Origin of the sequence: Paraburkholderia aromaticivorans (assembly GCF_012689525.1) — a bacterium.
Taxonomy (GTDB): domain Bacteria; phylum Pseudomonadota; class Gammaproteobacteria; order Burkholderiales; family Burkholderiaceae; genus Paraburkholderia; species Paraburkholderia aromaticivorans_A.
Window position 1 is genome coordinate 344,815 of sequence record NZ_CP051515.1, and the last position, 26,675, is coordinate 371,489.

Consider the following 26,675-nt stretch of genomic DNA (forward strand, 5'->3'; position numbering starts at 1 on the left):
GCTGCGGGGTCTCCTCGCTTGCAACTGTGTGTGCACGATGCGCTTCGCGCGAAGGCGGTTGTCGCCTAACTGCTGCGTTTGTGCGGGGCCGTCTTTCACGCTGTGGCGGCGCGATCGGGTCGTTGGACATGGAATTTCACCTCGTTAGTCGATTGGCTCGCCCACCATGGACTGTGTAATATAGGGGGAATTTGAGTCCCCATTGACGCGAAAGAATCCCGGCAATGTGTCTCCATGGGAACCAATAGGCAAAGATATGAGCGACATCCTTGACGGTGTGACGACGTTCGTGCGCGTGGTGGAAACAGGCAGTTTTTCGCTCGCGGCGGAGCGGATGAACCTGACGCGCTCGGCGGTCGGCAAAGTGATCGTGCGGCTAGAGAAGCGCCTCGGCGTGCGCCTGCTCAATCGCACGACGCGCAGCCAGAGCCTCACCGAGGACGGGCAGGCTTACTACGACCGCTGCGTGCGCGCGCTGGCCGAACTCGAAGCCGCCGAGGCCGATCTGGACTCAGGACGCCGCGAGCCCCAAGGCCGTTTGCGCGTGAGCGTGCCGCAGGCTTTCGGGCACTACTGCGTGGCGCCCGTGCTGCTCGGACTTGCGCGCAAGCATCCGCAACTGAAGATCGACATTTCGATTACCGACCGCTTCGTCGACGTGATCGAAGAGGGTTTCGATCTCGTGGTGCGCGTGGGCCCGCTCGCCGACAGCGTGAGCCTCGCCGCGCGCAAGCTCGGCATGCAGCACGCGAGTATCGGCGCCGCGCCGGCTTATCTGGCCCGCCACGGCACACCGCGTAACGTGGACGAATTACGCGGCCACGCGGTGATTGCCTACTTGCGGGCGGGATCGGCCCAGCCGTGGGACGTGGTCGACGTCGACGGGCAAATCCGCCGCGCGCAGGTTCAGCCGCAGCTCGGTTTCGACGACATGAAGGGGATTGTCGATGCCGCTCTCGCCGGCTTCGGCCTCGCGTGGCTGCCGAGTTGGCTATTGGCCCGTTATGAGAAAACAGGCGAGCTGGTGACGGTGATGGAGAATTGTTTCCGGCCTGCTCAGGAGATTCACCTGGTGTGGCCGAAGAGTCGCTATCTGGCGCTGAAAACGCGCTGTGCGATCGATGCGCTGGTCGCGGAGATTCCCGCCATGATCGGGGCGCCCACTGCGGGCGCCCCTCGTTCACGCGATGCTTAGAACTGCAGCGTTGCGCTGGCGACCGCAGTGCGCGTCGGCGACGGCGCCACGTAATAGCCCCACGCCGTCGTCCAGTAACGGCGATTGAACAGATTGTTGATCCCCGCGCGGAACGTCACGTCCTTGCCGGCGATCTTCGTCTCATACCGGCCGCTCAGATCGAACGTGGTGTAAGCCGGCACGAACTGCGTGTTCTGCGCGTCGACGGCCTGGTTGCCGACGTACTTGCCGCCGAACGCCAGCGTCAGCGGACGCAGATACGACGGGTTGTATTCGATCCGGCCCGTCACGGTGAAGCGCGGCGCGCCATAGATGCGCTTGCCTTCCACGGTCGGGTCGTTCACGTCCATGGCCTTCGTGTCGAGCCACATCACGCCGCCCATCACGCGCCATTCGCTCGTCAGCGCAAGCCAGCCGCTCGCGTCGAGGCCCTGATAGCGTTTGGTGCCGTCCTGCACGAAGATGTTGTCGACGTTCGTGTAGTTGTAGCCCTGATCGACGCGGAACAGCGCGAGGTTGGCGCCCCACTTGGCGTGATCGGTTTTGAAGCCGACTTCGTACTGCTTGCTGCGCAGCGGGCCGAACGTGTCCGGGTAGTTGAGGTTGGTGTTCGACGCGGCACCGCCCTGTTCCAGCGACTCGACGTAGCTCGCGTACAGCGTCGAGTACGGATCGGTCTTGAACATGAGCGCGAAGGTCGGCGTGACCGGGTCCGCCTGGTATTGCGACGACACCGCGCCGCTCGGGTCGTACACGTGCTGCTGGTACTGCGTGTAGCGCACGCCGACCAGCGCCGACAGACGCGACGTGAGCTGCACCGTGTCGCTCGCGTAGACGGCGGCTTGCGTGGTGCGCTGCTGGCGGTACAGATTCGAGCCGATGCTGACTTCGTCGTTGGTCAACAAGGTGCTGGCGTACAGATTGCCGTAGCCGAGCAAGTAGCCTTCGTTCCAACCCGTGCTATTGCTGTACTCGCTGGTTTGCGTTTGGAAGCCCGCGCCCACCACCACGTCGTGCTTGATGCTGCCGGTGTTGAAATGGCCTTGCACCATCCCGTCGACGTTCTGATAGAAGTAGCGCGTCATGGCCGCGTAGAGCGTGTTCGAGTAGTTGCCTGCGGCGTCGGAGACGAACAGGAAGCTATCCGAATTGGTGCGGTTCTCCTTGGCGAAGCGGTACTTGATGCTCGCGTGCCAGTTTTCGGAGATGCGGTAATCCAGGCCCGTGCCGAACGAGGCCATCTCGGTCTCGTAGTAGTTCTGCGGCTGCGTGAGCGCGTGGGTGACTTTGCTCGCGTCGGGAATGCCGCCGGCTTCGGAGCCGAACATCAGGCCGAACAGCGTGCCGTTGGTTCTGCGCTTCTGGTAGAACGCGTCGGCGCTCCACGTCAGGTCCGGCGTGATGCGGAAGTCGAATGCCACCGACGCGACCTGGCGGCGAATATGGCCGTGATCTTCAGCGGTGTTGCCGTCTTCGTTGACGAGGTTCAGGCGATAGCCGAAACGGTCGTCATTGCCGAAGCGCCCGCCCAGATCGACCGCCTCGCTGAACACGCCGGCTGACTTGTAGCCGACCGTGATGCTGCGGTACGGCGTGTCGGTGGGGCGCTTCAACACGTAGTTGACGATGCCGCCCGGCGAGCCGAAGCCGTACATGAAGCCCGACAGGCCCTTGAGCAATTCGACCTGCTCGAACGGTTCGAGCGAGAGGTCGGTATCCCACGACGGGAAGGTCTGGCCGTCCACCTTGATGCTGTTCAGCGTGTCGATCGGCATGCCGCGCACGGTGAACATCGAATTTTCGCTGATCGCGTTTTCGCTGGTCACCGACACGGCCGGATCGTACTTGTACAGATCATTGGCGGTTGTCGCGAACAAGTCCTGCGCTTCGTCGCTCGTCACGACGTGGGTCGAGAACGGCGTGTCCACCTGCTTGCGCGAACCCAGCGCGCCGGCGCTGACGGTGTCGGCCTGCGCCACCGTGGTGTCTTTTGCCGCCGAGACGCTCACGGCCGGCAGCGTCGCGCCGGCGTCGCTGGCCGCGACCTGCGCCCAGCCCGAAGTCGACAGCGTGGAAAGCGTCAAACCGACGCTGGCCAGAAGCCCCGCGCTCAGCAGCGAGGGAGTACGGCGTTGGCCGCGCACAAACGCCGGTCGGCCGGCGACAAAGAATTTCTGCATGTTGTTCGAATTGGACAGAGTGACGCCTGTCGCGCACTGGGAAAAGTGCGAAACGGCCTCATCGGAAGCGAGTGGTTAAGTAATCGAAGTGTAAGAACTGAGGTGCGCTCAAATGGTAATGCATCTGATTCGCATTAACAATCTATTTGTTCGGAGTCATTAGTCATCTATAAGACATCTGTCATAAGACAAGGCAAAATCGGCGCAAAGCCTTGCCTGGCGGGGCTCGACCCCGTGGCTGGTGTCTGCTGGATATGTTTGTTTAGCAGCGAGTAGAGGAAAACACGCATATACTCACGGCTTGGCCGTAGAAAGTAGTGCCGTGCGTCGCGCCGCATTGTTGTTTTGCCGCAGTGCGCCAGTCGGCACCGCTCAACGCTCTGTCTAACACTTCACCTAGCAAAGCACCGAACATGTCCACACCGCCGAAGATCATCTACACCCTGACCGACGAAGCGCCTGCTCTGGCGACCTACTCGCTGCTGCCGATCGTGAAGGCGTTCACGCGCTCGTCCGACGTGATCGTCGAAACGCGCGATATTTCGCTTGCCGGCCGGATCATCGCTGCATTCCCCGATTACCTGAGCGCGGAACAGAAGGGTCCCGACGATCTGGCGGAACTGGGTGGACTCAGCACGCGTCCGGAAGCGAACGTCATCAAGCTGCCGAACATCAGCGCGTCGGTGCCGCAACTGAAGGCCGCGATCACCGAACTGCGCGATCAGGGCTACAAGCTGCCGGCGTATCCGGACGTCGCGAATACCGACGCCGAAAAAGACGTCAAGGCTCGCTACGACAAGATCAAGGGCAGCGCGGTCAACCCGGTGCTGCGCGAAGGCAATTCGGACCGCCGCGCGCCGCTGTCGGTCAAGAACTACGCCCGCAAGCACCCGCACAAGATGGGCGCCTGGAGCGCGGACTCGAAGTCGCACGTTTCGCACATGAGCGGCGGCGATTTCTACGGCAGCGAAAAGTCGGCGCTGATCGCGGCAGCCGGCGCAGTGAAGATCGAACTGACGGCCGCCGACGGTTCGAAGACGGTCCTGAAGGAAAAGACGGCCGTGCAAGCGGGCGAGATCATCGACGCTTCGTTGCTGTCGAAGAACGCGCTGCGCAGCTTCATCGAAGCGGAAATCGCCGACGCGAAGGCCAAGGGCGTGCTGTTCTCGGTGCACCTGAAGGCCACCATGATGAAGGTGTCGGATCCGATCATCTTCGGTCACGTGGTGTCGGTGTTCTACAAAGACGTGCTGACCAAGCACGCCGACGCGCTGGCGCAAGCCGGCTTCAACCCGAACAACGGTATCGGCGATCTGTACGCGCGCCTGAAGGACCTGCCGGCTGAAACGGTTGCAGCAATCGAAGCCGACATCAAGGCGCAATACGCACAACGTCCGCAACTGGCCATGGTCAATTCGGACAAGGGCATCACCAGCCTGCACGTGCCGAGCGACGTGATCGTCGACGCGTCCATGCCGGCCATGATTCGCGAGTCGGGCAAGATGTGGGGCGCGGACGGCGCGCTGCATGACGCCAAGGCCGTGATTCCGGACCGTTGCTACGCGGATGTCTATCAGGCGGTGATCGAAGACTGCAAGAAGCACGGCGCGTTCGACCCGGTCACGATGGGCACGGTGCCGAACGTCGGCCTGATGGCGCAAGCGGCTGAAGAATACGGCTCACACGACAAAACCTTCCAGATCCCGGCAAACGGCGTGGTTCGCGTGACGGACGCGGCCGGCACGGTGCTGATCGAACAGCAAGTGGAAGCGGGCGACATCTGGCGCATGTGCCAGACCAAGGACGCGCCGGTTCAGGACTGGGTCAAGCTCGCGGTCAATCGCGCCCGCGCCACCAACACGCCCGCCGTGTTCTGGCTGGACGCGGCGCGCGCGCACGATGCCCAGATCATCAAGAAGGTCGAGCAATACCTGAAGAACCACGACACCAACGGTCTGGACATTCGCGTCATGACGCCGGTCGAAGCGACCAGGTTCTCGATCGAGCGCATCCGCGCTGGCAAGGACACGATCTCGGTCACCGGCAACGTGCTGCGCGACTACCTGACCGACCTGTTCCCGATCATGGAACTGGGCACGAGCGCGAAGATGCTGTCGATCGTCCCGCTGATGGCCGGTGGCGGCATGTTCGAAACCGGCGCGGGCGGTTCGGCGCCGAAGCACGTTCAGCAACTGGTCGAAGAAGGTTTCCTGCGTTGGGATTCGCTGGGTGAATTCCTGGCGCTGGCCGCGTCGCTCGAACATCTGAGCAGCGCGTATCACAACCCGAAGGCGCAGGTTCTGGCCAAGACGCTGGATCAGGCAACCGGCAAGTTCCTCGACAACGACAAGTCGCCGGCGCGCAAGGTTGGCGGTATCGACAACCGTGGCAGCCACTTCTACCTCGCGATGTACTGGGCGGAAGCCCTGGCCGCGCAAGCCGAGGACGCGGCGTTGCAGGCGCAATTCGCCGGCGTGGCGAAGGCATTGGCTGAGAACGAAGCGAAGATCGTCGAAGAACTGGGTGCGGCACAAGGCAAGCCGGTGGACATCGGCGGTTACTATCGTCCGAACGTCGAGTTGACGAGCAAGGCTATGCGCCCGAGCGCCACGCTGAACAAGATCGTGGACGCGGTTGCGTAAAGTACCAAGGCAAGCACAGAAGTAAGCGGTAAACATGACGATGGCGCTTTCGAGCGCCATCGTCGTTTCTACGCCAACGTGAGTAGCCGCCATACCGGCCATCACACGTGAACGATTTCCCAATCGCTGAGTTTCTCTGGAATTTCGAGCGTCGACGTGTCGTCGCCTTCCGAGAGATTCGAGCAGGTCAAGCCGCGCGCGAGGTCGTCCGCCGCCTGTTGCGGGCTGGCAAATTCACCGAGCGTTTCGTTGCCGTAGGTGGCCTCCCAACCGTCCTGGCCCGGCAAAATGTAGAAAGCACCCTGATTCGAACCGAAGCGAAAGCCTTTCATTTTTAGTCTCCCAAGTGCCATTTAAAAACCGCGGCGCCGTGGCGGCTTCGTTTCAGAGGTTGGGATTCTTCAGACAGTGTTCCGTCTCCTCCCACTCCGCTCGACTACTGAAGCGCCGGCTCTTGTAAAAGAGTCTACGGCAGCAGGCAGTGGCGCAAGTGGTTGTTAGACGCTTCAATTGATTAAAAAATATCTATTAAAAACAGCAGCATATCGCCTTTGTTTCACGATGTGCAACGTGGGGCGACATTGCGAAATGCCGAATTTGTGCCACGCACCACGATTTTTTACGAGGCGCGCGATCGTTCCGCATCGTGAAATTTTGAGGGTTTCGGTGCGACCCTCGCGCCGAAGCGGGCGGCCAGGCGACGCGGCGAGCGCCGCCATCCTGTTCAACCGGCAATCCGGCGCAAGAAATCCAGCATCACGCGATTGAATTGCGCCGGCCGTTGCAGTGGCGCGAAATGACTCACGCCTGGCAGCAGGATCAACTCCGCGCCGGGAATGCTGCGGGCGAGATAGTCGGCGTGTTCCGGTTTGATGAACTCGTCGTGCTCGCTTTGCACGATCGCGACCGGCACGCGAACTTGGGCCAGATCGTCGGCGGAGTAGTTGGGCTCGGTTTTCATCATCGTGCTGACCGCGCCGACGAACGCCTCGAAGTCGTCCGGTGTCGCCGATAGATCCACATAGTCTTTGGCATGGCGGCTGAAGCAGCGCTCGATCGCGGGGGTCGGTACAAACGGCTTCGTGCCGCTCGGGTCCATATTGCAGCCGAAGAAGAACACGCCCGCTACGCGCTCAGGGGCGGTTGCGCCCAATACCATCGCGACGCAGGCACCGTCGCTCCAGCCCACCAGCGCGGCGCGGTCGAGTTGCAGCGTGTCCATGACGGCCAGCACGTCGGACGCCATCAGCTCGTAGCGGTAGGGCCGTGCGTCGCGGGTGCTGCGGCCGTGGCCGCGGCTGTCGACGACCACGACGCGATGCCCCGCGTCGAGCAGCGCCGGAACCTGGTAGCCCCAATTGCCGCTGTGTCCAAGACCGCCGTGCAGCAGAATCACCGGCGCGCCGGCGCCATACGACGCGTACCAGATTCGCGCGCCTTCGCGCTCGACGTAGCCTTCGTCGCTCGGGACCGGCAGCGACGCTGCGCCGTGCGCTTCGAAGTGTTCGAGGTCGTCGTCGTGCGGGTGGGTGGAGGGTTCCATTGCCGTTGTCTCCGCTGTGTCGACCGGAGTTGGCGCTTCAGCGCGTTACTCCGGTCCCATGCAACAAGGTTGCCTTGGGAATTCGCTAGGTTGCCAGCATTGCAGGCAGAAGATCAACAGACCTACGAGTTTTTGTGTTCGGACAGTGTGGGGACGCCTTCCTGCGTCCCCACACTGCTCTCTTCAGTGATGCGTCTGTCCGAGCCCAGGTTGTGCCGACGCGTTGCCGCCGGTGGCGCCAACGGCGAGCTTTCTCCCCGGTGCGGGAAACACCACCAGCATCAACACGACGCCGGCCAGCAAAACGGCTGCCAGTCCGATCAATCCATATTGCGCGCTGCCGGTCTGCGTCTTGACCCAGCCGACGAACGCCGGACTCACGAAGCCGCCGATGCCGCCGAGACTCGTGATCATCGCAATACCGCCTGCGGCCGACGAACGCGGCAGGAACGTCTGCGGAATCGTCCAGAACACCACGAACGAGCCATACGACGCCGCCGCGGCAAGCGCCAGCAGCCCGACGCCGAGCGTGACGTTATGGCCGGCGGCGGGCAGCAAGGCAAACGCCAGCGCGGTCACGCAGGCGCTCGCCGCGACGTGCCAGCGCCGCTCCATGGTCCGGTCCGAACTGGCGCCCACGACATAGGTCCCGAGCGCCGCCGCGACAAAAACCAGCGCCGACAACAGGCCCACGTCCAGCACACTGGCGACGCCCAGGTCGCGGATGATGGTCGGCGCCCAGAAGCCGATCGCGTTGAACGGCATCATCACCGCGAAGTAGACAAGCGCCGCGAGATAGACGCGCGGGTTGGCGAGCGCGCCGCGCAGTCCGTCGAGATGGCCGGTCTGCTTTGCCTTTTCGTCGGCGGCGAGTTCACGTGAGACCAGCGCCTTCTCGCGCTCGTCGAGCCAGCTCACCTCGTCCGGCTTGTCGCCGAGCATGAGGAACGCGACGATGCCGAGCGTCACGGCCGGCACGCCTTCGAGCAGAAACAGCCACTGCCAGCCGGGCAAGCCGCCCACGCCCGCCAGCCGCGTCATGATGAACCCCGACATCGGGCCGCCGACAATCCCGGCCACCGCCGTCGCCATCATCAGAAAGGCGGTGACGCGAGCGCGCCGCGCGCCCGGAAACCAGCAGCTCAGATAGAAGATGATGCCGGGGAAGAAGCCCGCTTCGGTTACGCCGAGCAGGAAGCGCATGGCGTAGAACTGCGTCGGCGTGCGCACGAACATCATCAGGCTCGACACCAGCCCCCACGCGAACATGATGCGCAGGAGCGTGCGGCGTGCGCCGATACGCTGCATCCACAGGTTGCTCGGCACTTCAAAGAGCACGTAGCCGATGAAAAAGAGCCCCGCACCCAAGCCATACGTCGACTCCGAGAAGCCTAGATCGTGCATGAACTGGAGCTTGGCGAAGCTGATGTTGACGCGGTCGACATAGCTGATCACGTAGCAGAGAAACAGCAACGGAATCAGCCGGAAAAAGATCTTGCGATAAGTGCGTTCGACGTCGACGGACGTGATGTCGTCCGTTGTCGATGTGCCTGAATGCGAATAGCCGTGCATGATGGTCTCGCGCGAAAAATGCCAACTGCGGTGAGCGTGCCGGTTCGTGTCACTGCATGTCGCGGATTTGTGTTGCGCGTCATGCGGCGCCCCGGCGGCGCCCGATCTCAAAGCGGCCCTGCGCCGCTGCACTGTCCGTCCACCACGGCCGGCGCGCAATGCTCGCTTTCGTGCATGGCGTCGGTGCGGTCCGCAGCGTCGGTCGAGCCAGCAGTGAGCGGCAGTAGGCGCGCCAAAGCGTCACCGGCGCGCACGCCTTTGCCCGCGGGCAGCACGAAGAGCGGATTGATATCCAGTTCACGCAGGCTCGACTGCTGATCGAGCGCCATCGTGGATAGCGCGACGATGGTCTCCACGAGCGCCTCGATATCGCCGGGCGGCTTGCCGCGCGCACCGTCGAGTATCGCGAACGAGCGCAGTTCGCGGACCATCGCGTGAGCGTCCGCATGCGTGACCGGTGCGAGCCGGAAGCTTACGTCTTTCAGCACTTCGGCATAGATACCGCCGAGGCCGCACATGACCGCCGGTCCAAACGATGCGTCGTTTTCGATGCCGACGATCATCTCGATCGCATCGCGGATTTCCTCCTGCACCAGCACGCCCTCGATCCTCGCGTGAGGTACATGACGGCGCGCGTTCCCGACGATTTCGTCGAAGGCGGCGGCCACCGATGCTTCGTCGAGGATGCCGACCCGCACGGCGCCGGCTTCGGTCTTGTGCGCGATATCGGGCGACTGAACCTTGATGACCAGCGGAAAACCGATCGCCCGCGCCAGCGCGCACGCTTCGTCACGATTCTGCGCGAGCCCGCTTTTCGGGGCGTCGATGCCGTAATCACGCAGCAGCGCTTGCGACGCGTGTTCGGTCAGGTTCAGGTCGCCCGGCTCGCCCTGACTGGCGGCCAGTAAGGCATGGGCGAGCTCGAAGTCGTAGCGACGCAGCGCGCGCGGTTGTGCATCGCGCGCCTCTGCTCGCGCGCGGCGCGCCTGCGCATAGTCGGACAACGCAGCGAACGCGCGTCCGCAACGCACCGGCGTTGCGTAGAGCGGCACACCGTTCGCCTCGATCGTCTCGTACGCTTCGCGCGCCATGTCGCGGCGCGCATTCCAGGCGAGCATCAGTGGCTTGTCGATGCTGCCGTAAACGCGCACGATCGCCGTGGCCATCGCCTGCGCGACTTCGCCGCTGGCCGCCGCGGCCATGATCGCGATGGCGTCGATGTTCGGATCGTCGGCGATGATCTGCAAGGCGTCCGCGAAAATTTTCGGCTCCGCGAGAATGCCCGCGGTCAGGTCGATCGGATTGTTCAGCGAGGCGAACGCGGGCACGATCGGCTTGAGGCGCTCGAGCGTGGCCGCCGACAACGCGGGCACCGACATGCCGCGTTCAGCGCAGGCGTCGGTGATGAGAATGCCGGCGCCGCCCGAGAGCTGACGACCGCGATCCGCTTGCCGCGAGGCAGGCGTCCGGCTTCGAACGCGCGAGCGTAGTCGCCGAGATCGGCGACGTCGTTCACTTCGATCACGCCCGTCTGGCGGAAGGCCGTGCGATACAGCGCCGAGGCGCCGCCCAGATTCGCCGTATGCGACGCGGCGGCCTTGGCGCCGTCGGCGGTGTTGCCGACCTTCCAGGCGAGCAGCGGTTTGCCCGCGTCGAGCGCGCGGTTTGCCACATCGACTAGTCGTCGCGCATCTTTCAGACCTTCTATATACGTTGCAATCAACGAGGTGTGCGGATCGGCGATGCAGGCGTCGACGAGATCGAGCAGGCTGACATCGGCCTCGTTGCCAGTCGTGATGAAGTGCCGCAAGCCGATGCCGAGTTCGTCGGCCATGAGCAGCAGCGCGCAACCGAAGCCGCCGCTTTGCGAAATCAGCGACAGGCCGCCGCTCCGGTAAGCGACGCCGAAGGGCGCGCCGAATCCGGCGTAGACGTGTGCGCCCGTGCTGACGAAACCCTGGCAGTTCGGTCCGATCACGCGAATGCCGTACGCCTTCGCGATGTCCGCGCATTCACGCTGCAGCGCGGCGCCGGCGTCGCCCGCTTCGGCGAAGCCCGAGCTGTAGACGATCGCAAAGCCCACGCCTTTTTCGCCGCACTGACGCAGCATGTCGGGAACGCGGCGCGCCGCGACAAGGATCAGCGCGAGATCGGGCGTGGCCGGCAAAGCGGCAATGCTGTCATGGCACGCCACGCCGTCGATCTCCGCATATTTCGGATTCACCGGATAGAGCGAGCCCTGGTAGCCGTGCTGCATGAGAAAGCGCATCGGCTGGCCGCTGATCGACTTCGGATCGTTCGAGGCGCCGACGATTGCAATGGAACACGGATCGACAAGCCGGCTGATATCGAGCGAGTCTGCGCCATGGTTTGCTGATTGCGGGGCGGTTTTCATGGTGGTCCTCATGCTGCGTGCGCGGCGTCGGCTCGAACGTTGGCCTGATCCCGTTCGGCGGCGCGCCGCAGCGTGATCTTCGCGATGTTCAATTGATGGATCTGCGTGGTGCCTTCGTAGATGCGAAAGGCGCGGACGTCGCGGTAAAACCGTTCGACCGCCTTGCCCGCCAGATAGCCGCGTCCACCGAGCATCTGGACCGCACGGTCCGCGACGCGGCCGCACATTTCCGAGGCGAACATCTTGCACATCGACGCCTCCAGCGCGACGTCCTCGCCCGCATCGCGCTTGCGCGCGGTTTCGAGGATCATCGAGCGCGCGGCGTAGATTTCAGTCTGACATTCGGCGATCAGCGCCTGCACGAGCTGGAATTCGGCCACCGGCTTGCCGAACTGCTCGCGCCGCGAGGTGTAGGCGACCGCTTCTTCAAGCATGCGCATGGCCGGACCCGTGCACAGTGCGGCGAGATGAATGCGCTGTTTGTTCAGCACCTTCATCGCGGTACGGAAGCCCATGCCTTCCTTGCCGCCGATCAGGTTGGCGGCCGGTACACGGCATCCTTCGAACAGCACGTCGCCGACCGGCGAGCCCGCCTGGCCCATCTTGTCGTACGGCGCGCTGGTGGAGAGCCCCGGCGTGCCACGCTCGACGAGAAACGCGGAAATGCCGCCCGCGCCGGGCATGGCCGGGTCGGTTCGCGCCATCACGGTGAACAGATCGGCAATCGGCGCATTGGTGATGAAGCACTTGCTGCCGTCGAGAATGTAGTGATCGCCGTCGCGCCGCGCCGCGGTGCGCAACGCGGTGGCGTCCGAGCCGGCATCGGCCTCGGTCAGCGCGAAAGCGCCGGTGAATTCGCCCGAAGCGAGCCGCGGCAGATAGCACTGTTTCTGCGCGTCCGTGCCGTCGGCCACCAGTGCTTCCGAACCGATGCCGGTGTTGGTGCCCACCCGAGCGCGAAATGCCACCGACGCTTGCGACAGTTCGAACGCGCCGCGCACCAGTTGCTCGGTCGACAGCCCGGCGCCGCCGAAATCGCGCGGAATGCTCCAGCCGAAATAGCCGAGTTCGCGCATGCGTTGGACGAGATCCGCCGGCACGGCGTCCGCCTGTTCGATCTCGTTTTCACGCGGGATCGCTTCGTCGCGCACGAACCGTGCGACGCCGACGAGCATCGAGTCGAAATGCGAGGAATGGCTGGTCATGCTTTGTCTCCGTCATGTGAGTCGATTTATGCCTTCACTATCGAAGATTTACTGACGGACCGAGCGATTTGTTCGACTCTGCAGAACAGAGTTTGGATATGCAGAACGCGAGGCGCAGAATGGTCTCTCACGGAAGAGAGAAACCATGGCAGCCAACAGCAAGCATTCCGAGCCGACGGCACTCTCCAGCGACTATCTGGATTCGAAGGCGCGCTACGTGCCGGACGAATTCGACGGCGACCGTCAGTTCGCCACGACGCTGGCGCGCGGCCTCGACATCCTGCATTGCTTCACGCCGCGCGAATCGCAACTCGGCAATGCCGAACTGGCGGCGCGCACCGGCATGACTAAGGCCACGATTTCGCGCTTCACGTACACGCTCACGCGGCTCGGCTACCTGCGCGTCAACCGTATGAATAACAAGTTTCAGCTTGGCTCGGCCGTGCTGTCCTTGAGCTATCCTTTGCTCGCGAGCCTGAGCGTGCGGCAGATCGCGCGGCCGTCGATGAAGGAGTTGGCGGATCAGATTCGCGGTTCGGTCTCGCTCGGCATGCGTGACCGGCTTAACGTCGTGTATCTGGAAAGTAGCCGTAGCAACACGCCGCTCGGATTGCCGGCGGACATCGGGCTCAGTTATCCGATCGTGCGAACGGCGATGGGCCGCGCGCTACTCGCGGCGCTGCCGGCCGAGCGGCGCGAGGCGCTCTGCAATGAAATCGCGGTGAAGTCGCCGCAGGAATGGAGCACGTTTCGCGAGCGAGTGATGAGCGCGATCGACTATTTCTACGAGCGCGGCTTTTGCGTGTCCTATGGCGACTTGCGACGCGAGGTGCACGCCGTCGCCGTGCCGATGAAGCCGTCAGCCGATGGCGAGATTCTCGTCTTCAATTGCGGCGTGCCTTCTTATCTGCTGAAAGAGAATCAACTGGAAGGCGATATCGGGCCGCGGCTCGTTTCGATGGTTCGCAGTGTGGAAGGGGCGATGGGGATTTACTGAGGAAGCAAAGAGGCGCCGGATTCAAGCGCGTTAATTCGAAACCGGGCGGGCCTGCTTGAGCCAGACGCTATACGGCGTCGAGGACATTTGCTCCGGTCGTTCGGCTCATTTATCCACGCAGTATCTGCTCAATTACGAGCAGATACTGTCTAAAATGAGCAGATTGTTTGGCAGCGAATCGTCAGTCACATCCTCGCTGACCACCACTCAACCCGAAAAATAAGCCACATACGGCCCCGTGCCACCCCCAGCCGAAGCACGCCCCGAAATGCCGTAATACACATGACGGCCATAAAAGAACGGCAAACCGAAGTCGAACTGCCGGGTCATATAGATCCCGAGATTATTGAACGCGTTATTCCCCGATGAAGTCAGCGTCGCGCCGTTTGCGATATTGAAGCCGAGCGACACGCTCGCCGGATTGGTCCCCGCCAGCGTCGAGGTACGGCCCACGGTCGCAGCCGGGATGTAGTATCCGGACGACGCGTCGCGAGCGATTGTCGTGTCCGGAAAGAACAGCACCGTCGAGCCCGAATCGAAGAACGTCTGCGTGAACGTGGTGTTGCCATAAGACGAGGTGAAGTCGCCATTCAGATCCGTTCGGAGAATCGGCGCGCCCGTGCCGTTCAGCACGTTATTGGCCTGCGTGTCGATACCGAACACGAGCGTGCCTAGAGCCGTCGCGCTGCCGCTATCGGACACCTGCGCCATTTCCAGAATCACACCGTTGTTATCTTGCGTGAATCGCGCGACCGGATTGCTGATCTGCTTGGAGACGGGCACCGACGTGGCATTGCCGGCATTGGTGTAATAGAACTGCGAGAGCACCGTCAGCGCACACTGCGAGCCGCAGTCCGTCGGGCTCACGCCGATGCCGAGAATGCCGTTCGCGCCGAGATCACCCGCGGTGGCCAGTAGCCGGCCCACCTGGCATTCGCTCGGCGCGGCAATGGTCAGCGCCGAATCGCCGATCACGTGGATCGGCACCGACGGGGCAATCTCGCTCGACAGCCCGATATCCGCGAGATGCACCGAACCCCATGCATAGCCGCTGCCGAACAACGCGCATTCAGCGAGCGGCAGGCCGCTCGATTGATCCGTTTCGGCGGTGAGCGCATTGAAGGTGGCGGTCGGGATCGCGGAGCGCACCAGACGCAGCCCGAACGATGCCGTATCGACGATCACATTCGGAATCGTCGTGCAACTCGCAGTCGCGTTGGAGCCGGGGGCGCAGAGCTTGATGCTGACCATCGGCTGGTTGTGAATGCCCGTTCCGCTTACCGTCACTGACATCGTATTGCCCGGACCGACCGGTGTGGGCACGGCAGACGCATCGACGGCGAGAGCGTTGGAGGTCGAGTCACCGGTCAAGGGGTTGGACGTCGTGCCGCCCGGGCCCGCCGGCGCACTGGCCGCAGCCGGTGCATTAGCCGTCGAGGTGCTGCTGGAGCCGCCACCCCCCCCGCCGCAGCCGGCAAGACCCAATGCCAACCCGAGCCCGAGCGCCGCGGCAATAATCCCTGCGATTTTGCGCACTGTTGTTCTCTCTCTAATGATTTTAATGAGTTACTTGATATCGTCAGCGCTCACGCCTTGCGGCAGCGCTTGCGGTAAATAGGCGCGGCCCACGAAGGCGCCTATATGGCCGCCGGTCTCCACGACCAGCGCCGACTGATGCACGACGGCGGGTCCGTAGCCGCCGCCTTGCGTGGCATGGGCATCGGTGAGCGCCTGGACATAAGACGGGAAGTAAGTGGCGAGCAGCGTTTTGAGCGGCGGCATGGTCGGGCCTTGCCAGCTCAACGCGAAAACCGTGTTGCTTGTGCTGATGTACTCGCTCACCACGGTGCCCGACGGCAGCGTCGTCTGGCTCACGGTGTAATTCGCCGAGACCGCACTGCCGCTGGCGGCGAAGCGCGCCACCGCTGCGCTATTCTGGCTGGCCGTCCCTGCACTCGTGCTACTGGCCGTCACCGGATAGGTCGGCGCGGCGCCCAATGCGGCATACGCCGGAGCGGCCAGAGCGAACGACGCTGCGGCCACCGTGAGCATTCGAAATTGACTCGTTATCATTTTTTCGTTTTCGAAGTTTTGGAGAATACGCGCGAGCGGTCTTTATCCTCGAACTCGCGCGCAGCCGATATTAGCGCGAGCGCGTCCGATTAAATCAGATGACTAATGACGAAAATCGGGCTCTGTTTGACAATGAAAGGTAACGCGCATCCGCCGTTCAATGCTCGCCGAGCTTCTCGATCAGCATCGCCACGAAGGTTTCCGTGACGGGCGGCAATGTCCTGCCGCGCTTCTTGATGAGGGCGATAGGGCGGGTGAACGCGGGGTCGTCGACCGCGCGCACGATCAGTTCGGGCTCCGCCCGGACTTCGCGGGCCGACGCCGGCAGGATTGTCACGCCGAGTCCGGCGCGCACCATCGCGACCGCGCTCATCATGTAGGTCGGCTCGCACGCAATCTCCGGCGTGCAGCGAGCGTTCGCGAAAGCGCTATCGACCACCGCCCGCACGCTCGTGCCTTGCGCCGTCAACACGAGCGGCACGGCGGCGAGATCGGCCAACGTGATGCGCCGCCGCCGGGCAAGCGCATGCCGCTTCGGGAACACGGCAACCAGCCGGTCGATGCCCGCATGCAGCACCTCGAAAGCGGCATCGTCGAGCTGGCCGCCGGTCAGCCCGATGTCGACCTCTTCATTGCGCACCAACGTGTTGACCATGCTGGCAACCACGTCGCGCACATGAAAGCTCACGCGCGGCACGGCCTTCTTGATGCCCTGCACGAGTTCGGGCAACACGCTGGCCGCGAACGTCGGCAAACAGGCGATCCGCACGGTGCCGCTCGCGCCTTCGCCGAGCGCGCGCGCGTCGATCAACACATGCTCCATGTCATGCAGCGACTTCTGCAGGAGCGGCAGCAGTTCACGGCCGGTCGGCGTCAGCGCGACATTGCGGCTGTTGCGGTCGAACAGGCGCAGGCCGACCGTTTCTTCGAGGCGGCGAATCTGCACCGTCAGCGCCGGTTGCGACAGATGCAGCCGCGTCGCTGCGCGCGTGAAACTGCCCGTTTGCGCCACGGCGATAAACGCGCGGATGTCCCGAAGATTCAGATCCATGATGGTTTGTAATTGCTGCGATCAAATCATTTCAATTGATTTATGGCCGCTTCGAACTTACGCTGGATCGCAGTAAAAAACAATCTCGGAGACAAGCACATGCTGCCATTACTGGGGCTCGCTACCATCGTCGTGCTGCTCGGCGCGATTCTGTCGAAACGCATGTCGCCGCTGGTGGCGCTCATCATCGTGCCGATTGCGGCGTCGCTCATCGGCGGCTTCGGCTTTCAGACCAGCAAGTTCGTGATCGACGGGCTCAAGAGTCTTGCGCCGGTCGTCGGCATGTTCGTGTTCGCGATTCTGTACTTCGGCACCATCACCGACGCGGGCACGCTCGATCCGATCATCGACCGAATTCTGCGTGCGGTCGGCACGCGGCCTACGCGTATCGTGATTGGCACCACGCTGCTCGCGCTGCTGATCCATCTGGACGGCTCCGGCGCTGTCTGCTTTCTGGTCACGATTCCCGCCATGCTGCCGCTCTACGATCGCCTGAAGATGGACCGGCGCGTGCTGGCCGCGGCGGTTTCGATGGCGGCCGGCATCAACTTTTTGCCGTGGACCGGGCCGATGATTCGCGCTTCCGCGTCGCTGCATCTGCCGATTTCGGCTCTGTTCAATCCGCTGATTCCGGTGCAGGTGATCGGCCTCGCGTTCGTGTTCGGCATGGCGTTCTGGCTCGGACGACGCGAGGAAAAACGGCTCGGCCTCTCGGCCGCAAGCGGCTCGGTGCCCATGCCCAAACGCGAATTGACGCCCGAAGAACAGGCGCTGCGCCGGCCGAAGAATTTCTGGTTCAACATCGTGCTGACGCTGGTGGTGCTCGGCACGATGGTCGTGATGGGCGAAAAGATTCCGCCGGCGATCATGTTCATGGTCGGCCTGTGCATCGCATTGATGGTGAACTATCCGAACGTCGACATGCAGCGCAAACGCATCGACGCGCATGCTCGCGCGGCCTTGATGATGGCCGGCATTCTGCTCGCGGCCGGCGTGTTCACCGGCGTGTTGCAAGGCAGCGGCATGCTGAAGGCGATGGCGCAGGCGGCGGTCGGCTTCGTGCCGCCCGCGATGGCCAGTCATATTCCCGTCGCGCTCGGCTTGTTGTCGATGCCGCTCAGCATGCTGTTCGATCCCGACTCGTTCTATTTCGGCGTGCTGCCGGTGATCGCCGAAGTGGCCGGACAACTCGGCGTGCCGGCAGTGCACGTCGGCCAGGCCGCCTTGCTCGGCCAGATGACCACCGGCTTCCCGGTCAGCCCGTTGACGCCGGCCACGTTCCTTGTGGTCGGCCTGTGCGGGATCGATCTCGCCGACCATCAGAAATTCACGTTCCCCTTGCTGTTCGGCGCCTCGATCGTCATGACGATCGCCTGCGTCGTGCTGGGGATATTCCCACTGTGAGCTTCACTGAACGGATGTGACCAGCATGACAGCCACTCAATCTCAACGCACGGTGCGCATCGGCGCGGGCGCGGGTTATTCCGGCGACCGTATCGAACCCGCCGTCGAACTGGCGGAACACGGCGCGCTCGATTACCTCGTCTTCGAGTGCCTCGCGGAACGCACGATTGCGATCGCGCAGCAGGCGCGCAGCAAGGACCCTGAACTCGGCTACGACCCGTTGCTCGAAACGCGCATGAAAGCGGTGCTGCCGGCCGCGTTGCGCAACGGCGTGCGGATCATTTCGAACATGGGTGCCGCGAATCCGCTCGCGGCGGCGCGCAAGACTGCGGAGATCGCGCGCTCGCTCGGTCTCGGCGAGCTGAAGATTGCCGCGGTCACCGGCGACGAAGTGCTCGACGTCGTTCTCCAAGGCGATTTCTGCTTCGTGGAATCCGGAGAACGTGTCTCGGACTACAAGGATCGGCTCGTGTCCGCGAACGCGTATCTCGGCGCGAGCGCGATCGTCGACGCGCTCGCGGCCGGTGCGCAGATTGTGTTGACCGGACGCGTGGCCGATCCATCGCTGTTCGTCGCGCCGCTGATTCACGAATTCGGCTGGCGCATGGACGACTGGCAGACGCTCGGTCAGGCGACGGTGATCGGCCATCTGCTCGAATGCGCGGGGCAAATCACCGGCGGCTATTTCGCGGATCCCGGCTTCAAGGACGTTCCTGAACTGGTGAGGCTCGGTTTTCCGATTGCCGAAGTCGGGCAGGACGGCGCGGTGGTCATCACCAAGCTCGCGCAAGCCGGCGGACGCGTCACCGAGGCGACCTGCAAGGAACAACTGCTGTACGAGATTCACGATCCGCAGCGCTATCTGCAACCGGATGTCGTCGCGGATTTCTCGCAGGTGCATGTCGCGCAGGAAGCGCCGGATCGCGTTCGCGTGAGTGGCGGGCGAGGCACGCCGCGTACGGATACGCTGAAGGTGTCGGTGGCTTATTTCGATGGCTATATCGGCGAAGGGCAAATTTCCTATGGCGGTCCTGGCGCGTTGGCGCGCGCGCGGCTCGCACTCGATATCGTGCGGGAACGGCTCGCGCTGACCGGCGTGGAGACTCGTGAATTGCGCTTCGATCTGATTGGCGTGAACGCGTTGCATGGCGAAACGGCGGCTGCCGGTTATGCCGAGCCGTACGAAGTGCGTGCGCGAGTGGCGGGGCGCACGACCTCGCTCGCGCAAGCGGTGCAGATCGGTAACGAGGTGGAGACGCTTTACACCAACGGCCCGGCGGGCGGAGGCGGCGTCACGAAGTCGGCGCGCGAAGTCGTCGCGGTGCAATCGGTTTTGCTGCCGCGCGAGCATGTGACGCCGGCGTTCTCGATGGTGGAGGCGTGACATGAAATTACGTGAGCTGGCTCATTCGCGTACCGGCGACAAAGGCAATACGCTGAACATCTCGGTGATCTGCTATGACGCGAAGCATTACGAACATCTACGCACGGTGCTGACGCCGGAACGGGTCAAAGCGCATCTGCGTGACGTCGTGCGCGGCGACGTGGTGCGCTATGACCTGCCCGCTATTGCCGCGTTCAATTTCGTGCTCGGCAATGCGCTCGGCGGCGGTGTGACGCGTTCGCTCGCCCTCGACGCGCACGGGAAATCGTTGAGTTCGGCGTTGATGGATTTCGATGTCGAGGCGCCTGCCTCGTAGTGCGCGCATGCGGCCGCTTTCAGGCGTCCGCTTCTTCCCAAGGCGGCATTGGCTGCCACGCTTCGATCAACTCATCGATGAAAAGCCGCACCTTCGGCGTCAGATGCCGGCGCGTCGGATAGATCGCGCGAATCGGCAGCGCCTCCGCTGCGAACGATTGCAGCAGCGGTTGCAAGTGGCCCTGACGGATCTCGTTCGCAACCAGATAGTTGGGCAGATTGATGATGCCCACGCCATTCACCGCCGCGCCGATCAACGCCTCGGCGCTGTCCATCTTCAATCTGCCGCCGGTCTCCACCACCTGTTGCTCGACGCCCGCGAAGAGCCACGGTTGCGGACGTCCCGCGCTGACGAATTGCAGGCACTCGTGATGCGCGAGATCGAGCGGCGAGGCGGGCACGCCGCGCTTCGCGAGATAAGCCGGCGAAGCACACGTGATCAGCTTTTGCGTCGCCACCGTGCGGGCGATGAGGCGCGAGTCCGGTTTCGGTTCGCCGACGCGGAGGGCGACGTCGATCCCCTCGTCGACGAGATCGACGAAGCGGTCCGTGAAGCTGACCTCGGCGCTGACTGCGGGCCAGCGTTCGAGAAACGACGCGATGATCGGCAACACCTGGCGGTGACCGAGCGCAATCGGCAGGCTGATGCGCAACGAGCCGGCCGGCGTCGCGCTGCGCACCGCCATGGCCGTTTCGGTTTCTTCGAGGTCTTCGAGAATCTGCGTGCAGCGCGCGTAAAACACGGCGCCGTCGTCCGTGAGTCCCAGACTATGCGGCGTTCGATGCAGCAGGCGCACCTGCAAGCGCGCTTCGAGACGCGCAATGATCTTGCCGACCGCCGAGCGCGTGATACCGAGTTGCTGCCCCGCCGACGTGAAACTACCCGCCTTGACCACGGTGACGAAGGTCGCGATGTCGTTGATGTTGCCGAGCGCCAAGTCGAGATTCTCCCAGCAGGTGTGTGCAATGTGGATGAGCGCGCGCGATCCGTCGCGCTCCGATGATATCGCGTCGCCCGTCTGTCGCGGTGAAGGGGAGCCACATTCCCCATCGATCCTCCTACTCTCCGTTCAGGACGCAATGCCCTCAATTTCAATGTCTGAATCGGAGAACATCCATGGATGCCAATCAACTTGCCGGACCGTCCGCGAGACCGGCACTCGCTAGCGACGGCGCGCTCGACGCGCCGCTCATGCCAACAGGGGCGGCCGCCTCGCGCGGACCGTCGTGGGCCGCGGTTTTGTCCGTCGCGGTCGGCTCATTCGCCTTCGTCGCTACGGAATACATGCCGGTCGGCTTGTTGCCGCAGATCGCGCATGAACTCGGCGTCACGCCCGGCACAGCGGGACTGATGGTGACGACGCCGGGCATCATCGCCGCGATCTCGGCGCCGGTGCTGCTGCTCGCCGCCGGCCGCATCAACCGCCGTTTGATCCTGTTGCTGCTGGCCGTGCTGCTGGTCGCATCGAACGTGATCTCGGCAATCGCGCCGAGCTTCGCCGTGATGCTGGTGGGCCGCGCGTTGCTGGGCGCGAGCCTCGGCGGCTTCTGGACCGTTGCGCTCGGTGCGTCGGGGCAACTCGTGCGCGAGGACCAGGCCGCCCGCGCCGGCGCGACGATTTTCATGGGCATCACGCTGGCGACGGTGATCGGCGTGCCGCTCGGCACCTTGATCGCCGACCTGAGTTCGTGGCGCATGTCGTTCCTCGCGACTTCGGTGCTCGCGGCCGTCGCGCTGGCCGCGCAGGCAGTGTTCCTGCCGTCGCTGCCGCCCAAGGCAGCAATGCGTACGGACGACTTCCGCGCCATGCTGGCACGCTCGAACGTGCGCCGCAGTCTGTTGATGGTCGGGCTGCTGTTCGGCGCGCACTTCGCGGCCTATACGTACATCGCGCCGTTCCTCGAGCGCAATGCGGCGTTCGGTCCGTCGTGGATTACGGCCGTGCTGCTCGGTTTCGGCGTAGTCGGCTTCGCGGCGAATTTCGCTGTCTCGGCTTTAGTGACGCGCCACCTCAAGATCTCGCTGCTGATGTTGGGCGCACTCATGGCGCTCACCCTGTTTGCCTTGCCGATGCTGCAGGTCTCGCGTGTGGGCGTGATCGCGGCGGTGATGGTGTGGGGCATCGCGTACGGCGCGATCCCGCTGAGCCTGAGCATCTGGATGCAATGGACTTCGCCGGAGCGCCCTGAAGCGGGTTCGTCGATGTTCGTCAGCACCGTGCAGACCTCGATCGCGCTCGGCTCGCTGGCTGGCGGCGCGGTGGTCGATCACCTCAGCATCGCCTCGACGATGCACTTCGGCGGCTTGCTCGCCGTGCTGAGCCTGCTCGTGATCATGACGTTCAGCACGCGTCACGCGAGCCTGAAGGATGTGCTCGACAAGTAGCCGGCACGCGGTTGAAACACAGTTGCCGCGCCATTCAAACAATCGGTGATGGGTGTGCAGTCCAGCCGGCGCAAGGGTTTCGGTGCATTGCGGACTGCACGCTCCGAAGTCTTCGGAGCGGCGGCCCGTTTTTCTGCACGGGCCGCGCCTATAGATTGTCAATCAACGCCAGACAGCGCCGCGAAGCGCTCGGCGGCAATCAATCACCGGATCAACTTGAAAAGAAAACATCATGACCAAGCTCTTTACCTCCGTCAAAGTAGGACCTTATGAATTCGCGCATCGCGTCGTGCTCGCACCGCTGACGCGCATGCGTGCCGAAGACGGCGCACGCCCCGGCCGTCTGATGGCCGAGTATTACGCGCAGCGCACTTCCGCGGGCGCATTGCTGATCGGCGAGGCGGCCATTGCCGCTGCCGATGGCAACGGTTATCTCGGCGCCCCCGGCCTTTACGACGACAGCCAGATCGCCGGCTGGCGCGAAGTCACCGACGCGGTGCACGCGAAGGGCGGCAAGATCTTCCTGCAGCTGTATCACGCAGGCCGTCAGTCGAATGCCGAATTGCAGCCCGAAGGACGCCGGCCTGTGGGTCCGTCGGAAGTGCTGCATGGCGGCGTCGCTTATACGAAGGCCGGCTGGATTCCGAACACGCCGAACCGCGCGCTGGAGATCGACGAGATCACCGCGATCGTCGAGAGTTTCCGCACGGCGGCTGAACGTGGCGTGAGGGCGGGCTTCGACGGCGTCGAATTGCACGCGGCGAACGGCTATCTGTTCGACCAGTTCCTGCAGGACGGCAGCAACAAGCGCACGGATATCTATGGCGGTTCGTTCGCGAATCGCGCGCGCTTTCTGATGGAAGCCACGCGTGCGGTGATTTCCGTGTGGGGCAGCGACAAGGTCGCCGTGCGTCTCGGACCGAGCGGTTCGTGGGGCGATATGTCGGACAGCGATCCGGTCGGCCTCTTCACGTACGTTGCGGCTGAGTTGGCCAAGCTCGATCTCGCGTATCTGCATCTGATCGAGCCGCGCATCGCCGGCAATGTCGAAGATGAAAGCCGCGACCCGAACCCGGTCGCCGCGCAGACGATCCGTAAGCACTACGCGGGGACGATCATCGCCGCGGGCGGCTTCAAGGGCGATTCGGCGGAAGCGATTCTCGCCGACGGCGATGCCGATCTCGTCGCGTTCGGCCGCGATTTCATCGCCAATCCGGATTTGCCGGAACGGTTGCGCCGCAAGCTGCCGCTCAATACGTACGACCGGCCGACGTTCTTCGGCGGCACGGAAGTGGGTTACACGGACTATTCGCTTTACGAGGAAGAGACCGTGAGCGCGTAAGCTCGTCGATGGTCGATGCGGGTGTTGTGAAAGCCGGCGTGTTCGGTGTGTGTTGCTGAGTACGCCGGTTTTTTTCGTGAGATGCGATGCACGCTGACAAGTCCTGAGCGCCGATAGTCCACTCAAACGCGCCCAGCGGCACGCGCCGCCGCAGCGGAAACAGGAAACAGATGCTCGCTCAGATAATCGACGAAGACTCGCGCTTTAGGCGAGATCTGGCGCCCGGACGGCCACAGCGCGCGAAACACAGTGGGCGTATCCGTGTACGGCTGCAACACGGCGACCAGCGAGCCCCGCGCGAGCTGGGCGCGTATCGTGAAGTCAGGCACGCAGGCGAGGCCCAGGTCCTGTTCGGCAAGCATCGTCAGAGGCTCGACGGCAGTCGCGATGGCCATGGTCGGAAGGTCGATGTTCAGCATCTCGCCGTCGCGGATCAAGGGCCAGCGGCGCAATTTGTTGGTGGTCGGGAAACGATGTTGCAAGCACGCGTGCTCACGCAGTTGCTCGGGTTCGCTGGGCACGCCGCGCTGCGCGAAGTAGGCCGGCGAGCCGACGATCACATGCCGGTACGTGCCCATCGTTCGCGTGACGAGCGTGGAGTCGATCGCATCGCCGGTGCGCGTCACGACGTCGAACCCTTCCTCGATCACGTCGACCATGCGGTCCGAGAAGTCGATATCGAGCACGATGTCCGGGTACGTCTTCATGAAAGCGGCGATTACCGGCATCATCAACGTGCTCACCATCGGCATGCTGACGCGCAGCAGTCCGCGTGGCGCGGAATGCGCGAGCGCCAGTTCGGTCTCGGCCGCTTCGATTTCTCCAATGATGCGCTGGCAGCGAGTCAGAAAGGTCGCGCCCTCGGGCGTCAACGCGATGCTGCGGGTGCTGCGGTGAAAGAGCCGTACGCCGAGCCGTCCTTCGAGCCGCGAGATCGCCTTGCCGACCGCCGACGACGAAATGCCCAACTGGCGCCCCGCTTCAGTGAAGCTGCGGGTTTCGGCGGCGCGCACGAACACGTTGAGCGAGCCGAAGCGGTCCATCGCGCCGGGCGTTGCGCCGTTCTCGGCAGGAGTCGCTAACGCCGTCGAGCGCGTCGTGGCTGCGGCAGCACGGCCTGCATGCTTGGGCGGCGTCATCGGGAGCTCCTTGTCAGGCCCGCTGCAAAACGCTGGAAAACAGCACTTCCTTCAGATTGACGACCGGCGCCGGATCGCGCTGCGCTTTGGCGAGCAGAAACGCGCCTTGCATCGACGATACGATGAACGTGGCGAGTTGCTCGCAGTTCGTGCCGGCTCGCACCTCGCGCGCCGCGACGGCGGCCTGCAGGCAATATAGAACGGACTTTTCGGTTTCGGCGAAGATCGCATTGATCCGCGCGCGGATCGCTTCGCTGTCGCTCGAGTCGGCGGCGAAGTTGCCCAGCAGGCAGCCATTGCGCGAATCGTTCTGGCTGATGAGCCGGATATGGACGTCGATGTACTTGCCGAGCCGGAACAACGGTTTCAGTTCGTCGTTGAGCAGCGTCTCGCGCATCTCGCCGCGCGCCCGCTCGAAATACAGTTCGATCACTTCGAGGCCGAAGGCTTCCTTCGACGTGAAGTGGTTCGTGAACGAGCCATGCGGTACGCCCGCCGCCTTGACGATGTCCCGCACGCTCGCCCCGTTGAAGCCGAATTCGTGGATGACGCGCATGCCTTCGGCGATCAGCGTGTCTTTGTGTGAAGGTTTCGGCATGGTCGGAAGTTCTCTGGCAATACAGGCGCCCCGCATTGTGTCATGCACAAGTGCGGGGCGCTTGCTGGGTGGGCCGCTTCAGTCGAGTTCGATGTGGCGGCCGCTGTCCGATGATTCTACGGCGGCGTCGAGCAGCTTGTGCAGACGCACCGCGTGCTCGAACGTCGGCGCGGTGTGGCTGCCGGTGTGGACGTCGTCGGCAAAGGCTGTGTACAGCTGGGCGAGTTCCAGCACCGCTGACGGCAAGTCGGACGGCGGCAGCCGGTCGTACGACGCGGGCACTGGCAGCGTCGCGAGCTGCAGGTTGTCACCGTGTGCGCCTTCGATCACGTAGTCGTCGCCGACATTGCCGAACGCCGAGCGGTTGGTGATGCGCAGATCGCCCTCCGTACCCGTGATGTCGATCTGCACGCCCGAGCCGTTGCGCTTGCCGCCTTCGATATGCACCGACAGCACCGCGCCATCCGCGAGGCGACCGGCGAGAACGAGTTGATCGGGCGTGGTGGTCGGCATGACTTCGCCGGTCTCCGCGATCGTCACCTGCTCGAACTGATTGACGCTCAGCGCGGCGATGCTGTGCGGCCAACCCGTCGCTTCGAACAGCATGTCGAGGAAGTGGCCGGCGTAGATTGCGATCACGCTTGAGAAGTTTTCCGGCGGCACGGTCCAGCGCAGCGACTGCGACCGCAGCGCCTGGAAGTAATTCATGCTCACGTGAATGCGCACCGAGCGCAGCTTGCCGACATAGCCTTGCGCGAGCAGATCGCGCACGTAGCGGTTATGCGGCGCGAGCCGCCGTTGCAGCCCGACCACGTGGCGCACATTGGCCTCGCGTGCGAGATCGATCAATTCCTGCGAGGTGGCGACGCTCGGCGTCAGCGGCCATTCGCAATAGACGTCCTTGCCGGCCGCGATCGCGGCGCGCACGCCTTCGGCGTGCTGCGGCGCCGTTGTCAGCACGATGACCAGATCGACTTCGGGATGCTTGACCAGTTCATCGAGGGAATCGACCACGTATTTAAAGCCGTAGCGTTCGGCGACGCCTTGCGCTGCTTCGCGGCGCTGGCTGAACACGGCAGTCAGTTCGTATTGGGGCAACAGGCTCAGCACGCGCACGTGCCCGTGTTGCGCCCAGTTGCCGACGCCGACGATACCGACGCGAATCGGTGCGACGCTGGATACTGCGGAATTTTCAGTCATGGGAACACCTGCGCGATGGCGCGCAACGGAGCCGGCCGGAAACGCGACACCTGT

Annotated in this window: 22 protein-coding genes; 8 read left to right on the plus strand and 14 right to left on the minus strand. The window is 63.6% G+C overall.

Annotated features, from left to right (window positions below; translation table 11 throughout):
• Positions 1–256 precede the first annotated feature (256 nt).
• Positions 257–1,195 carry a LysR family transcriptional regulator gene (locus tag HF916_RS13395; RefSeq protein WP_168789431.1) on the plus strand — a complete coding sequence of 313 codons (939 nt, stop codon included), beginning with the start codon at positions 257–259 and terminating at the stop codon, positions 1,193–1,195.
• Here HF916_RS13395 and HF916_RS13400 read toward each other — a convergent pair.
• Positions 1,192–3,375 (minus strand): TonB-dependent siderophore receptor, encoded by a 2,184-nt coding sequence (locus HF916_RS13400; protein ID WP_168789432.1) that lies wholly within the window; start codon positions 3,373–3,375, stop codon positions 1,192–1,194. The two genes, HF916_RS13395 and HF916_RS13400, sit on opposite strands and share 4 nt — an antisense overlap.
• A 413-nt stretch (positions 3,376–3,788) precedes the next feature.
• Here HF916_RS13400 and HF916_RS13405 point away from each other — a divergent pair, with 413 nt between their 5' ends.
• A complete protein-coding gene (locus HF916_RS13405; RefSeq protein ID WP_168789433.1) occupies positions 3,789–6,017 on the plus strand; it encodes an NADP-dependent isocitrate dehydrogenase in 2,229 nt (742 codons plus the stop codon).
• Between the two features lie 101 nt (positions 6,018–6,118).
• On the opposite strand, the gene HF916_RS13410 is transcribed toward HF916_RS13405, so the two are convergent.
• From HF916_RS13410 to HF916_RS13430, 6 genes are all read right to left on the minus strand, one after another.
• Positions 6,119–6,349: a hypothetical protein gene (locus HF916_RS13410; RefSeq protein ID WP_168789434.1), complete on the minus strand. Its 231-nt coding sequence runs from the start codon at positions 6,347–6,349 to the stop codon at positions 6,119–6,121.
• A gap of 392 nt (positions 6,350–6,741) precedes the next feature.
• On the minus strand, positions 6,742–7,560 hold the full coding sequence (locus HF916_RS13415) for an alpha/beta fold hydrolase (RefSeq protein WP_168789435.1): 819 nt from the start codon (positions 7,558–7,560) through the stop codon (positions 6,742–6,744).
• Between the two features lie 183 nt (positions 7,561–7,743).
• On the minus strand, positions 7,744–9,132 hold the full coding sequence (locus HF916_RS13420) for an MFS transporter (protein WP_168789436.1): 1,389 nt from the start codon (positions 9,130–9,132) through the stop codon (positions 7,744–7,746).
• 107 nt (positions 9,133–9,239) lie between these two features.
• Positions 9,240–10,511 (minus strand): acetate--CoA ligase family protein, encoded by a 1,272-nt coding sequence (locus tag HF916_RS50885; protein WP_240975533.1) that lies wholly within the window; start codon positions 10,509–10,511, stop codon positions 9,240–9,242.
• Positions 10,439–11,527, minus strand: a complete 1,089-nt coding sequence (locus tag HF916_RS50890) for a CoA-binding protein (RefSeq protein ID WP_240975534.1) — start codon at positions 11,525–11,527, stop codon at positions 10,439–10,441. The genes HF916_RS50885 and HF916_RS50890 overlap by 73 nt, the downstream gene beginning before the upstream one ends.
• A gap of 8 nt (positions 11,528–11,535) precedes the next feature.
• A complete protein-coding gene (locus HF916_RS13430; protein WP_168789437.1) occupies positions 11,536–12,732 on the minus strand; it encodes an acyl-CoA dehydrogenase family protein in 1,197 nt (398 codons plus the stop codon).
• 145 nt (positions 12,733–12,877) lie between these two features.
• On the opposite strand from HF916_RS13430, the gene HF916_RS13435 reads away from it, so the two are divergent.
• Entirely contained in the window at positions 12,878–13,729 is an 852-nt protein-coding gene (locus HF916_RS13435) for an IclR family transcriptional regulator (RefSeq protein ID WP_206001878.1), read from the plus strand.
• 207 nt (positions 13,730–13,936) lie between these two features.
• Here the strand turns inward: HF916_RS13435 and HF916_RS13440 are convergent, their stop codons facing one another.
• The 3 genes from HF916_RS13440 to HF916_RS13450 all read right to left on the minus strand — a co-directional run bounded on the left by HF916_RS13440 (position 13,937) and on the right by HF916_RS13450 (position 16,853).
• Positions 13,937–15,265, minus strand: a complete 1,329-nt coding sequence (locus HF916_RS13440) for a DUF3443 domain-containing protein (protein WP_168789438.1) — start codon at positions 15,263–15,265, stop codon at positions 13,937–13,939.
• Between the two features lie 30 nt (positions 15,266–15,295).
• Positions 15,296–15,802: a DUF2844 domain-containing protein gene (locus HF916_RS13445; RefSeq protein WP_168789439.1), complete on the minus strand. Its 507-nt coding sequence runs from the start codon at positions 15,800–15,802 to the stop codon at positions 15,296–15,298.
• A gap of 157 nt (positions 15,803–15,959) precedes the next feature.
• Positions 15,960–16,853 (minus strand): LysR family transcriptional regulator, encoded by an 894-nt coding sequence (locus HF916_RS13450; RefSeq protein ID WP_168789440.1) that lies wholly within the window; start codon positions 16,851–16,853, stop codon positions 15,960–15,962.
• A 99-nt stretch (positions 16,854–16,952) separates the two neighbouring features.
• On the opposite strand from HF916_RS13450, the gene HF916_RS13455 reads away from it, so the two are divergent.
• The 3 genes from HF916_RS13455 to HF916_RS13465 are packed head-to-tail and all read left to right on the plus strand — an operon-like array spanning position 16,953 to position 19,957.
• Positions 16,953–18,257 (plus strand): CitMHS family transporter, encoded by a 1,305-nt coding sequence (locus HF916_RS13455; protein ID WP_168789441.1) that lies wholly within the window; start codon positions 16,953–16,955, stop codon positions 18,255–18,257.
• Between the two features lie 25 nt (positions 18,258–18,282).
• The gene (locus HF916_RS13460; protein WP_168789442.1) at positions 18,283–19,641 is read left to right on the plus strand and encodes an acyclic terpene utilization AtuA family protein; all 1,359 of its coding nucleotides are present in this window, start codon (positions 18,283–18,285) and stop codon (positions 19,639–19,641) included.
• A gap of 1 nt (position 19,642) precedes the next feature.
• A complete protein-coding gene (locus HF916_RS13465) occupies positions 19,643–19,957 on the plus strand; it encodes an AtuA-related protein (RefSeq protein WP_168789443.1) in 315 nt (104 codons plus the stop codon).
• Positions 19,958–19,976: 19 nt separating this feature from the next.
• Here the strand turns inward: HF916_RS13465 and HF916_RS13470 are convergent, their stop codons facing one another.
• Entirely contained in the window at positions 19,977–20,894 is a 918-nt protein-coding gene (locus HF916_RS13470) for a LysR family transcriptional regulator (protein WP_168789444.1), read from the minus strand.
• 179 nt (positions 20,895–21,073) lie between these two features.
• On the opposite strand from HF916_RS13470, the gene HF916_RS13475 reads away from it, so the two are divergent.
• Both HF916_RS13475 and HF916_RS13480 read left to right on the plus strand, forming a co-directional pair.
• Positions 21,074–22,342 carry an MFS transporter gene (locus tag HF916_RS13475; protein ID WP_168789445.1) on the plus strand — a complete coding sequence of 423 codons (1,269 nt, stop codon included), beginning with the start codon at positions 21,074–21,076 and terminating at the stop codon, positions 22,340–22,342.
• Between the two features lie 232 nt (positions 22,343–22,574).
• Positions 22,575–23,684, plus strand: a complete 1,110-nt coding sequence (locus tag HF916_RS13480; protein WP_168789446.1) for an alkene reductase — start codon at positions 22,575–22,577, stop codon at positions 23,682–23,684.
• A 122-nt stretch (positions 23,685–23,806) separates the two neighbouring features.
• On the opposite strand, the gene HF916_RS13485 is transcribed toward HF916_RS13480, so the two are convergent.
• The 3 genes from HF916_RS13485 to HF916_RS13495 all read right to left on the minus strand — a co-directional run bounded on the left by HF916_RS13485 (position 23,807) and on the right by HF916_RS13495 (position 26,621).
• Positions 23,807–24,823 carry a LysR family transcriptional regulator gene (locus HF916_RS13485; RefSeq protein WP_431311421.1) on the minus strand — a complete coding sequence of 339 codons (1,017 nt, stop codon included), beginning with the start codon at positions 24,821–24,823 and terminating at the stop codon, positions 23,807–23,809.
• 13 nt (positions 24,824–24,836) lie between these two features.
• The gene (locus HF916_RS13490) at positions 24,837–25,421 is read right to left on the minus strand and encodes a TetR/AcrR family transcriptional regulator (RefSeq protein WP_168789447.1); all 585 of its coding nucleotides are present in this window, start codon (positions 25,419–25,421) and stop codon (positions 24,837–24,839) included.
• A gap of 78 nt (positions 25,422–25,499) precedes the next feature.
• Positions 25,500–26,621: a Gfo/Idh/MocA family protein gene (locus tag HF916_RS13495; RefSeq protein ID WP_168789448.1), complete on the minus strand. Its 1,122-nt coding sequence runs from the start codon at positions 26,619–26,621 to the stop codon at positions 25,500–25,502.
• Positions 26,622–26,675: the final 54 nt, after the last annotated feature.

Coding starts and splice junctions, on each gene's coding strand:
- HF916_RS13395 (WP_168789431.1), top strand. CDS start 257: ATGAGCGACATCCTTGACGGTGTGACGACGTTCGTGCGCGTGGTGGAA.
- HF916_RS13400 (WP_168789432.1), bottom strand. CDS start 3,375: ATGCAGAAATTCTTTGTCGCCGGCCGACCGGCGTTTGTGCGCGGCCAA.
- HF916_RS13405 (WP_168789433.1), top strand. CDS start 3,789: ATGTCCACACCGCCGAAGATCATCTACACCCTGACCGACGAAGCGCCT.
- HF916_RS13410 (WP_168789434.1), bottom strand. CDS start 6,349: ATGAAAGGCTTTCGCTTCGGTTCGAATCAGGGTGCTTTCTACATTTTG.
- HF916_RS13415 (WP_168789435.1), bottom strand. CDS start 7,560: ATGGAACCCTCCACCCACCCGCACGACGACGACCTCGAACACTTCGAA.
- HF916_RS13420 (WP_168789436.1), bottom strand. CDS start 9,132: ATGCACGGCTATTCGCATTCAGGCACATCGACAACGGACGACATCACG.
- HF916_RS50885 (WP_240975533.1), bottom strand. CDS start 10,511: ATGTCGGTGCCCGCGTTGTCGGCGGCCACGCTCGAGCGCCTCAAGCCG.
- HF916_RS50890 (WP_240975534.1), bottom strand. CDS start 11,527: ATGAAAACCGCCCCGCAATCAGCAAACCATGGCGCAGACTCGCTCGAT.
- HF916_RS13430 (WP_168789437.1), bottom strand. CDS start 12,732: ATGACCAGCCATTCCTCGCATTTCGACTCGATGCTCGTCGGCGTCGCA.
- HF916_RS13435 (WP_206001878.1), top strand. CDS start 12,878: ATGGCAGCCAACAGCAAGCATTCCGAGCCGACGGCACTCTCCAGCGAC.
- HF916_RS13445 (WP_168789439.1), bottom strand. CDS start 15,802: ATGATAACGAGTCAATTTCGAATGCTCACGGTGGCCGCAGCGTCGTTC.
- HF916_RS13450 (WP_168789440.1), bottom strand. CDS start 16,853: ATGGATCTGAATCTTCGGGACATCCGCGCGTTTATCGCCGTGGCGCAA.
- HF916_RS13455 (WP_168789441.1), top strand. CDS start 16,953: ATGCTGCCATTACTGGGGCTCGCTACCATCGTCGTGCTGCTCGGCGCG.
- HF916_RS13460 (WP_168789442.1), top strand. CDS start 18,283: ATGACAGCCACTCAATCTCAACGCACGGTGCGCATCGGCGCGGGCGCG.
- HF916_RS13465 (WP_168789443.1), top strand. CDS start 19,643: ATGAAATTACGTGAGCTGGCTCATTCGCGTACCGGCGACAAAGGCAAT.
- HF916_RS13475 (WP_168789445.1), top strand. CDS start 21,074: ATGGATGCCAATCAACTTGCCGGACCGTCCGCGAGACCGGCACTCGCT.
- HF916_RS13480 (WP_168789446.1), top strand. CDS start 22,575: ATGACCAAGCTCTTTACCTCCGTCAAAGTAGGACCTTATGAATTCGCG.
- HF916_RS13485 (WP_431311421.1), bottom strand. CDS start 24,823: ATGACGCCGCCCAAGCATGCAGGCCGTGCTGCCGCAGCCACGACGCGC.
- HF916_RS13490 (WP_168789447.1), bottom strand. CDS start 25,421: ATGCCGAAACCTTCACACAAAGACACGCTGATCGCCGAAGGCATGCGC.
- HF916_RS13495 (WP_168789448.1), bottom strand. CDS start 26,621: ATGACTGAAAATTCCGCAGTATCCAGCGTCGCACCGATTCGCGTCGGT.